11 protein-coding genes and 1 pseudogene are annotated in these 12,057 nt (G+C 69.2%); 8 read left to right on the top strand and 4 right to left on the bottom strand.

Translation table 11 applies throughout. The annotated features are described in order from the left end of the window. The first annotated feature begins 1 nt into the window (after position 1). Both ATI37_RS08350 and ATI37_RS08345 read left to right on the top strand, forming a co-directional pair. Positions 2-1,132 (top strand): MFS transporter, encoded by a 1,131-nt coding sequence (locus ATI37_RS08350; protein WP_117237949.1) that lies wholly within the window; start codon positions 2-4, stop codon positions 1,130-1,132. A gap of 12 nt (positions 1,133-1,144) precedes the next feature. Further along, positions 1,145-2,632, top strand: coding sequence for a YifB family Mg chelatase-like AAA ATPase (locus tag ATI37_RS08345; RefSeq protein WP_117237948.1), 1,488 nt, complete (start codon positions 1,145-1,147; stop codon positions 2,630-2,632). A 536-nt stretch (positions 2,633-3,168) separates the two neighbouring features. On the opposite strand, the gene ATI37_RS12485 is transcribed toward ATI37_RS08345, so the two are convergent. From ATI37_RS12485 to ATI37_RS08325, 3 genes are all read right to left on the bottom strand, one after another. Continuing rightward, positions 3,169-3,525: a transposase gene (locus tag ATI37_RS12485; RefSeq protein ID WP_157969087.1), complete on the bottom strand. Its 357-nt coding sequence runs from the start codon at positions 3,523-3,525 to the stop codon at positions 3,169-3,171. Beyond that, positions 3,476-4,306 (bottom strand): IS256 family transposase, encoded by an 831-nt coding sequence (locus tag ATI37_RS08330; RefSeq protein ID WP_117237945.1) that lies wholly within the window; start codon positions 4,304-4,306, stop codon positions 3,476-3,478. Before ATI37_RS08330 ends, ATI37_RS12485 begins: the two co-directional genes overlap by 50 nt. A gap of 282 nt (positions 4,307-4,588) precedes the next feature. Then, on the bottom strand, positions 4,589-4,969 hold the full coding sequence (locus ATI37_RS08325) for a methylglyoxal synthase (RefSeq protein ID WP_117238568.1): 381 nt from the start codon (positions 4,967-4,969) through the stop codon (positions 4,589-4,591). 22 nt (positions 4,970-4,991) lie between these two features. On the opposite strand from ATI37_RS08325, the gene ATI37_RS08320 reads away from it, so the two are divergent. The 5 genes and pseudogenes from ATI37_RS08320 (at position 4,992) to ATI37_RS08300 (ending at position 9,060) form a co-directional block, all read left to right on the top strand. Continuing rightward, on the top strand, positions 4,992-6,023 hold the full coding sequence (locus ATI37_RS08320; RefSeq protein WP_117237944.1) for a M42 family metallopeptidase: 1,032 nt from the start codon (positions 4,992-4,994) through the stop codon (positions 6,021-6,023). A gap of 29 nt (positions 6,024-6,052) precedes the next feature. Further along, entirely contained in the window at positions 6,053-6,349 is a 297-nt protein-coding gene (locus ATI37_RS08315; RefSeq protein WP_117238567.1) for a nucleotide pyrophosphohydrolase, read from the top strand. A 4-nt stretch (positions 6,350-6,353) separates the two neighbouring features. Continuing rightward, positions 6,354-7,256: an ABC transporter ATP-binding protein gene (locus tag ATI37_RS08310; RefSeq protein ID WP_117237943.1), complete on the top strand. Its 903-nt coding sequence runs from the start codon at positions 6,354-6,356 to the stop codon at positions 7,254-7,256. Further along, positions 7,249-8,001: an ABC transporter permease gene (locus tag ATI37_RS08305; protein WP_117237942.1), complete on the top strand. Its 753-nt coding sequence runs from the start codon at positions 7,249-7,251 to the stop codon at positions 7,999-8,001. Before ATI37_RS08310 ends, ATI37_RS08305 begins: the two co-directional genes overlap by 8 nt. Beyond that, a pseudogene (locus ATI37_RS08300) lies at positions 7,991-9,060 on the top strand (YbfB/YjiJ family MFS transporter). The gene ATI37_RS08305 and the pseudogene ATI37_RS08300 overlap by 11 nt, the downstream one beginning before the upstream one ends. Positions 9,061-9,156: 96 nt before the next feature. Here ATI37_RS08300 and ATI37_RS08295 read toward each other — a convergent pair. Then, the gene (locus ATI37_RS08295; RefSeq protein WP_117237941.1) at positions 9,157-10,692 is read right to left on the bottom strand and encodes a carboxypeptidase M32; all 1,536 of its coding nucleotides are present in this window, start codon (positions 10,690-10,692) and stop codon (positions 9,157-9,159) included. Positions 10,693-10,751: 59 nt separating this feature from the next. Here ATI37_RS08295 and ATI37_RS08290 point away from each other — a divergent pair, with 59 nt between their 5' ends. Then, complete coding sequence (locus ATI37_RS08290) at positions 10,752-11,819, top strand: prepilin peptidase (protein WP_117237940.1); 1,068 nt, start codon at positions 10,752-10,754, stop codon at positions 11,817-11,819. Positions 11,820-12,057 lie beyond the last annotated feature (238 nt).

Genomic DNA, 12,057 nt, shown 5'->3' with positions numbered 1-12,057 from the left:
TATGGCCATCCGCGTCTTTTTCCTCTTTACCCTGGGCTACTTCCTCTCCTACTTCTACCGTTCGGCCAACGCGGTGCTCTCCCAGGACCTCTCCCAGGAGCTGAGGCTGGGCCCGGCGGAGCTGGGCCTCATGACCAGCCTCTTCTACCTGGCCTTCGCCGCGGTGCAGCTCCCCTTGGGGAGCCTCCTGGACCGCTTCGGCCCCCAGATCGTCACCCCCGCCCTCCTTGCGGTGGCCGCCCTGGGGAGCCTGGTCTTCGGCCTGGCCCAGGGCTTCGCCACCCTGGCCCTGGGGCGGGCCCTGATCGGGGTGGGGATGGCCGCGGCCCTCATGGGCTCCCTGAAGGCCTTTAGCCTCTGGTTCCCCAAGGGGTACGCCACGGTTTCCACCCTGCTCGTGGGCCTGGGGGCCACGGGGGGGCTGATGGCGGCCACGCCCCTGGCCGTCCTGAAGGAGATGGTGGGCTGGCGGGGGGTCTTCCTGGGGGGGAGCCTGGTGGTGGTCCTGGTGGCCTTTTTGATCTTCCTGGGCGTGAAAAACGCCCCGCCCGGGGTGGTCTGGCCCAAGGGCGGTGGGAGCGGGGGCCTGGGGGAGGTGGTCAGGAACGGAAGGCTCCTCAGGGTGGCCTTCCTGGCCTTGGCCTTCGCCGGGGGCTTCCTCTCCCTGCAGACCCTCTGGGCCGGGGCCTACGCCTACGACCTGGGCCTGGGGACCCTGGAGGTAGGGAACCTCCTCTTCTTCTATTCGGGGACGGCCGTCCTTGGCTTCCTGGTCTCCGGCTACCTGGCGGACCGCCTGGGCACGGCCAGGGTGCTCCTTGCCTCAAGCCTCCTCTTCGCCCTAGGCCTCCTCCTCCTCCTCCTCAAGGTCCTGGCCCCCGCCTACCTGATCCTGGGCTTCTTCGGGGCCTTCAACATCCTCACCCTCACCCAGGCCCGGGAGCTGGTGGCGGGCCACCTGGTGGGCCGGGGGACCACCCTGGTGAACCTCTTCGGCATCGGGGGCACCTTCCTCCTCCAGTGGGGGGTGGGGGTGGTGGTGGCGGCCTTCGGTTACCCTGTGGCCTTCTTGGGGCTTTTGGGCCTCCTCCTCCTGGCCCTTGTCCTCTACCTGCCCCTTTTACACAAGTGATAAACTCCCTCCATGCTGGCCCAGGTGCGGAGCTACGCCCTTTTCGGCCTGGACGCCATTCCCGTCACCGTGGAGGTGGATGTTAGTCCCGGACTTCCCTCCTACGCTCTGGTGGGCCTGCCCGACAAGGCGGTGGAGGAGAGCCGGGAGAGGGTGCGGGCCGCCCTGAAGAACGCGGGCCTCCCCTATCCCCAGGCCCGGGTGGTGGTGAACCTGGCCCCGGCGGAGCTCAAGAAGGAGGGGAGCCAGTTTGACCTGCCCATCGCCCTGGGCCTCCTCGCCGCCCAGGGGGTGGTGCCCCTCGAGGCCCTTTCCCCTTTGGCCGTGGCGGGGGAGCTGGGCCTGGACGGGAGCCTGAGGCCCGTGCCGGGGGCGGTGAACCTGGCCCTGGGGGCCCTGGCCGAGGGCAAAACCCTGGTCCTTCCCCAAGAAAGCGCCCAGGAGGCGGCCCTGGTGGAGGGGGTGCGGGTCTTTGGGGCGGGGAGCCTGGGGGAGGTGGTGGCCTTTTTGCGGGGCGAGGAGGCCCTGGAGGAGGCGAGGCCCCATGACCCCCTCGAGGCCCCCGAGGTCCTGGACCTAAGGGACGTGAAGGGGCAGGCCAAGGCCAAGAGGGCCTTAGAGATCGCCGCCAGCGGCCACCACCACCTCCTCATGGTGGGAAGCCCCGGCTCGGGGAAGACCATGCTGGCGAGGCGGCTTCCCTTCCTCATGCCCCCCCTTTCCCAGGAGGCGGCTTTGGAGGTGACCCGGATCCACTCCGCCGCGGGGCAGGCCGTCCTTGGCCTCCTCAGGACCCCGCCCTTCCGCGCCCCCCACCACACGGTGAGCTACGCCGGGCTCATCGGGGGCGGGGCCATCCCCAAGCCGGGGGAGGTCTCCCTGGCCCACCGGGGGGTCCTCTTCCTGGACGAGTTTCCCGAGTTCTCCCGGGAGGCCCTCGAGGCCCTGCGCCAGCCCCTGGAGGACGGGGTGGTCACCATCGCCCGGGCCCGGGCCAGCCTCACCTTCCCCGCCCGCTTCCTCCTGGTGGCGGCCATGAACCCCTGCCCCTGCGGCTTTTACGGGGACCCGGAGAGGGCCTGCACCTGCACCCCAAGCATCCAGAAGCGCTATGTGGGCAAGATCTCCGGGCCCCTCCTGGACCGCTTCGACCTGGTGGTGGAGGTCCCCCGCCTCACCCCCCTGGAGCTCGCCCGGGCCCCCGAGGGGGAGGGGACGGAGGCGGTGCGGGAAAGGGTCCTGAGGGCCAGGGAGAGGATGCTGAGGCGCCAGGGCCGCCCCAACGGGGAGCTTTCCGGCAGGGCCCTGCGCGAGCACCTCCGCCTCACCCCCGGGGCCGAGGCCCTCCTCCAGGCGGCCGCCAAGAAGCTCCTCCTCTCCGCCCGTTCCTACGACCGCCTTCTCCGGGTGGCCCGCACCGTGGCCGACCTGGCGGGCGCCGAGCGGGTGGAGGAGGCCCACGTGGCCGAGGCGCTGAGCTACCGGCGGAGCCTGGGGTGAGGGCTTAATCCAACAAGTCGCTCCACTCCGGATCTCCCAAGCACACTCGTGATAGACTTTTGCTATCGGAAACCTGCGGTACATTAAGCCAAGCAGCGAAGAGGATAATGAGGATAAGCGGCTGAGGGCCATCGAGCAAAGTCCACACCTTGCCTTCTCCCCTAGGGCGGGCGCGGGTGATAGAATTGGGACAGGAAGTAGGAACCAATGAGGACGAAGCTGATTGCAGCACTAGCCTCTATTACGGTGCTAACAGCATGCACCCAACAAGTAGACCCCCTCGATGCACAGATTCAGGCCCATATCGACCCTGAGATCCAGGGTGAAGAGCGAGCCGTGATCGCTAGACATATGCGTTTGCTCAAGCCAGAAGACTGGGAATCGGTTATCTACATCGCGAACGGAAAGATTTACGTCAATCGAGTACATCTCAAGGGCTTAATCGAGGTTGCGCAACCGGTGGGAGGCAATCTCTACCGCTTGAGCGACGGCACCATTTTCCCGGTCCCCAACGATTCCGTTAGCGGTAGTGACAGTCAAGTAGCGGTTTTTGTGGGTTTCTCTTCCGCGGCCCAAAGCGGGGCCATGTCCAGGTAACGCCTGAGCGCCCAGTCCTCCGTGGCTCTCAGCATCACCACCGTGGCCAGATTCCCTAGGCTCCCCTCGCTGGGGAAAACCCCAACCACCCTGGTCCGCCGCTTCACCTCCCGGAAAAGCCGCTCCAGCGCATTCGTGCCCTTGATGTGCTTCTGGTGGCCGCTGGGAAAGTCCAGGTGGATCAGAGCTTCCCCCAAACCCTGGGCAAACACCTCCACCCCTCGCCTGTACCGGTCCCGGTAGCGTTCAACAAACTCTCGGGCCAGAGATTCCGCCGTGCCCCGCCGCCGCGCCACAAACACCTCCTGGAGCTCCGCACCGCTGCCAGCTGGCCCCAGGAAGCTCGGCCCTCGCCGCCTGGCGGATGGAAGGGGGGTCGTCGGAAATGACCAGCCTCACCCCACGAAGCCCCCGCTCCACCAGACCCTTCCGGAGGTTCCTCCAGGCCTCCTTCCGCTCCCCGCCCGCCGGTTCCACCGCCAGCAGCAAAAGGTACGGGCTGCGCCCGTGACCTCGGTAGCCTTTCTCGTTCACCCCCACCGCCACCAGCAGGGCCAGGTCCACCACCCGCCCGCCCCGGTTCGCCTTGAAGTAGGCCGCGTCCAGGTAGAGGTAGGGGTAAGCCAGCCCCAAGGGCCGGCCCCGCCAGGCAGAGGGCGCCTCCTCCAGGCGCTGGGCTACCCTGGAGACCGCGTCCTTACCAATCCGCACTCGGGACAGACCTTCGGTGATGGCCGCCACCTTGCGGGTGGAGACCCCTTGCAGGTCCATCTCCAGGACGGCCTCTTCCACCTCCCCGGTCATCCGCTTGTAGCGCTCCAACACCTCGGTCAGGAAAGTCCCCTCCCGGTCCCGGGGTACCCGGAGCTGCGCGATCTTGCCCGCCGGCGTGATGAGGTCCCGGGTGTAGTGGCCGTTCCGCTCCCCGCGGCGGCTCGGGGTGCGCTCACGGTGACCCGCAGCCAGGCGCTCGGTCATCTCTTCTTCCAACACCTGCTCGATGATGGCCTTGACCCCTTCCCGGATGCGCCGGCTGACCTCCTCCTTGGTCAACCTCTTGAACCCCTCTTGGTTCATTCAGCCCTCCATGCTTAACCCACAAAATAAGCGACACTACCCTACTCGGAGCCGGAGCCTTATCCTTGGGAGCCAAGGGATATCATAAGCAGACCACGCTTCGTGTTTGCCCGGGTGTACACCTTTTGAGGGAAGCAGCTCTCCAGCCGGTAGCTCAGGGCGAGATGCTTTCTAGAGGTAGGATTACCTTCAGCTTGCACAGCATTTTGAACCTAGGTGAACTTGGTTGCAAAGAAGCCCACCCGGCCGGGGCGCTGGCCTACTACAAGAGCCTGTGAGCGCCTAGGTGGCGGCCTGGTCCCTGAGCCAAGGGACCAGGGCCTCCGCCGCCGCCAGGTTGGTGGCGAGGGGCACCCCATGCACGTTGCAGACCCGCATGAGGGCCTGGATGTCGGGCTCGTGGGGCTTGGGCGTCATGGGGTCCTGGAGGAAGATCACCGCCAGGACCCGACCCTCGGCCACCCGGGCCCCGATCTGCTGGTCCCCGCCCAGGGGCCCGGAGAGGACCCGTTCCACGGGAAGCCCCGTGGCCTCCTCAATGCGGGCCCCGGTGGTCCCCGTGGCCACGAGGGAAAACCGGGCGAGGAGCCCCTTATGCCTCAGGCAGAAGGCCACCATCTCCTCCTTCTTGGCGTCGTGGGCGATGAGGGCCAGGCGCTTCACGGGGCCATTGTAAGCTTGGGGCATGGACTACGCGCCAGATCTGGCTTTTCTGGAAAGACTCCTTCTAGCCACCGGGCCTTCCGGCTTTGAGGAGGAGGCGGCCGAGGTCTTCCTGGAGAGGGCCAGGACCTTCGCCCAGGCGGAGCGCGACCGGCACGGGAACGCCTACGCCCGCCTCAACCCCGGCAAAAGGCCCAAGGTCCTCCTCCTGGGCCACCTGGACGAGATCGGGGTCATCGTGAGCCACGTGGAGGAGAAGGGCTTCCTGCGCCTAAGGCCCCTTGGGGGCTGGGACCCCCAGGTCCTGGTGGGGCAGCGCCTGCGCTTTTTGGGCAAGAAGGGGCCGGTCCTCGGGGTGGTGGGGCGGAAGGCCATCCACGTGCTGAAGGAGGAGGAGAGGAGGAAGGCCGTGGAGATCCCGGAGCTCTTCGCCGACATCGGGGCGGAGAGCCGGGAGGAGGCCCTAGCGCACCTGGAGGTGGGGGCGGTGGGGGTCCTGGACCAGGCCCCGGAGTGGCTTCTGGGAAGGCGCCTGGTCTCCAAGGCCCTGGACAACCGCCTGGGGGCCTTCGTGGTCCTCGAGGCCCTCCGCCTCCTCGTGGGCCTGGCCCCGGGGGAGGTGGTGGCCGTGGGCACGGTGCAGGAGGAGATCGGGGCCTACGGGGCCAGGACCGCCGCCTTCCGGGAAGCCCCGGATTTGGCCCTGGTGGTGGACGTCCACCACGACAGCGCCACCCCCGGCATGGACAAGGCCCTGGTGGGGGAGGCGGAGCTGGGTAAGGGCGTGGTGCTGGACGTGGGCCCCTTCGTGGACCAGGAGGTCCTGAAGGGGCTGAGGGCGGCGGCGGAACGAGAGGGCATCCCCTACGTCCTCCACGCCCACGGGCGGTGGTCGGGCACGGACGCCGACGAGGTGGCCAAGGTGCGGGAGGGCATCCCCACGGGAATCGTCTCCATCCCCCTTCGCTACATGCACTCCCCGGTGGAGATGGTGGACTTCACCGACGTGGAGCGGGCGGTGCGCCTCCTCGCCGCCTTCGTGAGGGGGGTCTAGCCGTGCTCACCTTCAAGGAGGCCCAGGCCATGGTGGACGCCTGGATCGGGCGGTTTGAGGAGGGGTACTTCCCCCCTCTCCTCATGCTGGCCCGCCTGGCCGAGGAGCTCGGGGAGGTGGCCCGGGTCCTGGCCCACCGCCACGGGAAGACCCCCAAGCCCGGGGAGGAGGAGGGGGACCTGGCCCTGGAGCTCGCCGACCTCCTCTTCGTCCTCCTCTCCCTGGCCAACCGGGAGGGGATTGACCTGGAGGAGGCCTTCCTCAAGGCCATGGAGAAATACCAAAAGCGGGACGGGGCGCGGTGGACTCCGAAAGAGTTAGAGTAACCCTATGGAACCTCTCCTCGAGGCCCGGGGCCTCTGGAAGCGCTTCGGGGCCCTGGAGGCGGTGAAGGGGGTGGGCCTGGCCCTGGCCCCGGGGGAGGTCCTGGCCTTCCTGGGCAAGAACGGGGCGGGCAAGACCACCACGGTGAAGATGCTCGCAAGCCTCCTCTTCCCCGATGGGGGGGAGGTCCGCCTTCTAGGCCAAGACCCTTTCCAAAATCCCTGGGCCCTCCGCCACCTGGGGGCGGTGCTGGAGGGGAACCGCAACGTCTACTGGCGCCTCACCCCCCTAGAGAACCTGGTCTACTTCGGCGTGGCCCGGGGCCTCTCCCTGGGAGCGGCCCAGCGGCGGGCCCAGGCGCTTCTGGAGGAGTACGGCCTTTGGGAAAAGGCAGGGGTAGAGGTGCGCCACCTCTCCCGGGGGATGCAGCAGAAGCTGGCCCTCCTCCAGGCCCTGGTCCACGACCCCGAGGTCCTCCTCCTGGACGAGCCCACCCTAGGCCTGGACGTGGAGACCGCCCTCCTCGTGGAGGCCAAGGTGCGGGAGCTGGCCCAAAGGGGCAAGGCCATCCTCCTCACCACCCACCAGCTCTCCGTGGCCCAGGCCCTGGCCCACCGGGTGGCCATCATCCACCGGGGGGAGATCGTCTTGGAGGGGGAGAAGGAGGCCCTCCTGGCCCGCTTCGCCGGGGAGCACTACGTGCTGGAGCTGGAGGCCCCCCTGCCCCTCGAGGTCCTCCGCCGCCTCCGGGCCCTGGGGGTGGAGGGGGAAGGCCCCTTCCTCTTCCGGGGGGACGGGGAGGCCCTGTGGCGGGTCCTAGAGGCCCTGAGGCCCCTTCCCCTCAAGCGGGTGGCCAGGGCGGAGGCGGACCTCTTGGAGGTGTTCCTGAAGGTGGTGGGCCATGCTTGACCTCTTCCTGGCCGAGCTCTGGCGAAGCCTCCTCTTCCTCCGCCGCTACCCCCTGGAGCTCCTGGGGGCCGTGGTCACCCTGAGCCTCCTCTTCTACCTCCTCTTCCTGGGGGCCCGCTTCCTGGCGGGGCCTGGGGCGGAGTTCGGGGGGAGGCTCGAGGCCGTCCTCGTGGGCTACCTCCTCTGGACCTTCACCCTCTCAGCCTACAATGGCCTCTCCTTCGGCCTCATGGAGGAGGCGCAGACGGGCACCCTGGAGCAGGTCTTCCTCACCCCCTACGGCCCCATCCCCCTCTTCCTAGTGCGGAACCTGGCGGGGCTTTTGAGCCAGGGGCTTCTGGTCTTCCTGGTGGCCCTCGCCCTGATGGCCCTCACCGGGGCCCAGCTAGCCTTCACCCCCGCCGTGGTCCTCCCCTTCCTGGTGGTCCTCCTGGGGGCCTACGGCCTGGGCTTCGCCATGGCCTCCCTGGCCCTCCTCTACAAGCGGGTAGGCCAGCTCCTGGGGCTCTCCCAGTTCCTCCTCCTCTTCCTCCTCCAGGCCCCGGGCGAGGGTCCCTTCCTCCTCCTCCCCCTGGCCCCGGGGGCCTCGCTGGCCCGGGGGATGCTGGCGGCGGGAACCCCCTTGGAGCCCTTGGGCCTCCTCCTCGCCCTCCTCAACAGCCTGGCCTACTTCCTCCTGGGGCTTTTCCTCTTCCGCCTGGCGGTGAAGAGGGCCCGGCGGCTTGGGCTTCTCCATGGCCACTAGGGGTGCCCTCCTGACCTTGGGTCCTGCGGCGGCCCTGGGCCTAGGGCGCTTCGCCTACGCCCTGGTCCTGCCCCTCATGCAGGCGGCCTGGGGCCTCTCCTATGCGGAGGCGGGGCTTTTGGGAAGCGCCAACACCCTGGGCTACCTCCTAGGGGCCCTCCTCAGCCATCCCCTCTTGGGACGGGTGGGCTACCGCCGCGGCTTCTTCCTCTCCCTCCTGCTCCAGGGGCCGGTCCTCGGGCTCACCGGGCTTTGGGGCTACGCTCCCGCCTTCTTCCTCCGCCTTCTCCAGGGAGCTCTGGGGGCCTTGGTCTTCGTGGGCGGGGCTGCTCTCCTCATGGCCCAGGGCCGCTCGGGCCAGGCCCTGGGGGTCTACTACGGGGGGGTGGGGCTGGGCCTCCTCCTGGCGCCCTGGCTCCTTTGGGGGGCGGAAAGCCCCGGGGAGGCCTGGGGAAGGTTGGGCCTAGGGGCCCTCCTTTTAGGCCTACCGCCGCTTCTGGCCTGGCGCGAGCTAAAAGAACCCCCGCCCCCCGCCCGGGGGGAAGGGAGCCTAAAGCCCATCCTTCCCCTCCTCCTGGCCTACGGCCTCTACGGGGCGGGGTACATCGGGTATATGACCTTCATCACCACTGCGGTGGAGAACTGGACCCTGCTCTTCGCCCTTCTGGGGGTTGGGGCCCTCCTCACCGGGCCCCTCTGGGGCCCCTGGGTGGAGCGGGTGGGGGGAAGGCGGGGGCTTTTCCACGTCCTCCTGGTGCTCTTCCTGGGAAGCCTTCCCCCCTAGCCCTCCATCTCCTGCCCTTAAGCGCCCTCCTCTTCGGCCTCTCCTTCCTGGGGGTGATCACCGCCATCACCCAGGCCTTCCGCAGCACCCTTCCCCCTTCCGCCTGGCCCCGGGCCATGGGGCTTTCCACCGCGGCCTTCGCCCTAGGGCAGGCCCTAGGGCCCGCGGTGGCTGGCCTCTTCGCAGAGGGTTTGGGCCGAGGGGAGGGGGCCCTCCTTGCGGCCAGCGCCCTCCTCCTCCTGGCCCTTCTCCCTGCCTGGCCCAGGCGGGGCTAAGTGCCCCACCGTGGCTTTCGCCCTGGTGGGGGCCCCGGAAAGCGGGCCCGCGCGCCGAGGTTGGTCCCACGCGTTGCGAAGTTGGCGTCCGGTCACTTAGAAGCCGTAAAGGGACCGGTACTTGGCCTCCAGGTACCGGAGGAAGGGCTGGGCGGAAGGAGGCTCCCCCGTGACTCGCTCCACCAGGGCCCGGGGGCGGAGGCGGCCCCCCTCGGCGTGGATGTTCTTCCGGGTCCACTCCAGGAAGGGGGCGAACTTCCCCCGGGCGAACATGGGCTCTAGGGGCCCAAGCTCCCTCTCCGCCCCCTGGAGGAACTGGGCGGCGTAGAGGTTGCCCAGGGTGTAGGTGGGGAAGTAGCCGAACATCCCCGAGGACCAGTGGACGTCCTGCATGACCCCGTCCCTGAAGTCCCCGGGGGCCACCCCCAGGTAGGCCCGGTACCGCTCCCGCCAGGCCTCGGGGAGGTCCTCCAGGGGAAGCTCCCCACGGAAGAGGGCCAGCTCCAGCTCCAGGCGCACCAGGATGTGGAGGTTGTAGGTGACCTCGTCCGCCTCCACCCGGATGAGGGAGGGCTCCACGGCGTTTACGGCGAAGTGGAAGTCCTCCAGGGCCACGTCGGCGAGGCTCGGGAAGACCTCCTGGGCCCGGGGGAAGAAGCGCTCCCAGAAGCCCAAGGAGCGGCCCACCAGGTTCTCCCAGGTGCGGCTTTGCGACTCGTGGACCCCCAGGGAGGCGGCCTCCCCCCGGGGGGTGCCCCAGTGCTCCTGGGGCAGGCCCTGCTCGTAGAGGGCGTGGCCCATCTCGTGGAGGGTGCCGAAGATGCCGGCGTTGAAGAAGTCCTCGTAGTAGCGGGTGGTGATGCGCACGTCCCCGGGGCCGATGGCGATCTCAAAGGGGTGGGCGGTGGGATCCAAGCGGCCCGCCTCGAGGTCGTACCCGCAGGCCTGAAGGAGCTCTAGGGCGAAGGCCCTTTGCGCCTCCTTGGGGTAGGGACGGCGGAGGAGGGCGGTATCGGGCCTCCGCCCGCTTCCCAGGACGCGGTCCAGAAGCTCCCCAAGCCCCCCCCGGAGCTCCCCGAAAAGGGGCAGGAGGTCCCTCGCCCTGGCCCCAGGCTCGTACCCGTCCAGAAGGGCGTCGTAAAGTTCCCCGTAGGGAGGGTCCAAGGGGTCTGGGCCCACGGCCATGAGGATCTCCGCCTCCTCCCTCACCAGGGCAAAGAGGCGCCTCAGGTAGGGCAGGAAGCCCTGCCAGTCGTCCTGGGGGCGGAGGGCCTCCCAGGCGGTCTCCCCCTCGCTTCTCGCCTGGGCCAGCTCCACGGCAAGCCTCTCGGGGATGGCCCGGGCCCTCTCGTAGGCCAAGCGCCAGGCCCTCACGTTCACCGCGGCGTCGCTTAGGGGGTCTTGGACCAGGGAAGACCCCTCCACCTTGGAAAGCCACTCCCCGATCCTGGGGTCGGTGGTCCGCTCGTGGAGGAGGCGGGCAAGGGCGGCCATCTGCCTCGCCCGGTGCCCGTGCCCCTTTTTGGGGATCATGGTGCGCTGGTCCCAAGCGGCCAGGGCCCCCAAGGAGGCCAGGTAGGCGGTCTCCCTCTGGAAGTCCAGCAGGCTCTGGTAGGCGGCTTCCGGCGTCATAGAGGCATCATAATTCCTCCTCCGATAAAACCCGGTGAAAGCCCCGGTACAATGCCCCCATGTGGCCCCTTTTCGCGCTGGTCCTGGGCCTGGTGGTGGGTTCCTTCCTCAACGTGGTGGTCCACCGCCTGCCCAGGGGGGAGTCCCTGGCCTACCCGCGCTCCCGTTGCCCGGCCTGCGGCCACCCTTTGGGCCCCCAGGACCTGGTCCCCCTCCTCTCCTACCTGGCCCTAGGGGGGCGGTGCCGCTACTGCAGGGGGGCCATCAGCCCCCGCTACCCCCTGGTGGAGGGGCTCACCGGCCTCCTCTTCGGCCTCACCGCCCTCTTCTACCCCCCCTCTCTGGAGGCCTTCTTGGTCTTCACCTTCCTCGCCTTCCTGGTGGCCCTCTCCTTCATTGACCTGGACACCTACGAGCTCCCCGATGCCCTTACCTACGGCCTCCTCTTCCTGGGCCTCCTCGCCTCCTCCCTCCTCACCTTCCCCCTCCCCTTCGGCGAGAGCCTGGATGGGGCCCTGATGGCGGCGGGGGCCCTGGGCCTGGTGGCGGGGTATGGGGGGCTTTTCCTGAGGCGTTTCCGGGAGGGCAAGGCCCTCCTCCCCGTGGGCCCCCACCAGGTGCACATGGCGGCCCTCCTGGGGGCCCTCCTAGGCCCAGGGGTGGGGATGGCCCTGGCCTTCCTCGCCTGGGGCCTCTCCGCCCGGACGGGAAGGCCCGTGGTCCTGCCCGACCGGCTCACCCTGCCCCTCCTTCCCGCCGTCCTCCTCCTCACCCCCTACCTGGGCCTGGACCTCCTGGAGGCCCTGAAGGGAAGCCTCCTGGCCGCGGGAGGGCTCGCCCTCGCCGGGGGGCTCTACTGGGCCTTCAAGCCCGCCCCACCCGAAGGGGAAGAGGAGCCCGTGGCCATGGGCTACGGGGACGTGAAGCTCCTGGGGGCCCTTGGGGCCTGGCTCGGCCCCTACGCCTTCCTGGCCCTCCTCCTCGCCGTCTTCGCCGGGGCCTTCCTGGGCCTCCTCCTCCGCCAAAGGCGCCTCCCCTTCGGCCCCTACCTGGCCCTGGGCGGGGTGGTGGCCCTCTTCTTTGGGGAGGCCCTCTGGGGGGCTTACCTGGGCCTCCTGGGCCTCTAGGGGCCGCCTGCGGGGGTGGAGGGTGTGCTCGAGCGGCGGCCCTTTCCCACCAGGCCTTTCCCCCCTCCCGCGACCTCCTTTCCCTGGCCGAACGCCTCCAGGCCCCCGAGGACATTAGGAAGGGGCCAGGCTCCCACCCCCGGCTGCCCCCCAAGCCAGCAGTTGAGGGACCTCCCCCAGGGGCTTCCCCTTCCCCCCTCGGATCCCGGGCAAGGGACGAGGCCCCGGAGGAAGGCGG

The sequence above is a fragment of the Thermus sediminis genome, from assembly GCF_003426945.1.
In the GTDB taxonomy this organism is placed as follows: domain Bacteria; phylum Deinococcota; class Deinococci; order Deinococcales; family Thermaceae; genus Thermus; species Thermus sediminis.
This window is presented reverse-complemented; position numbering and strand designations above follow the sequence as displayed.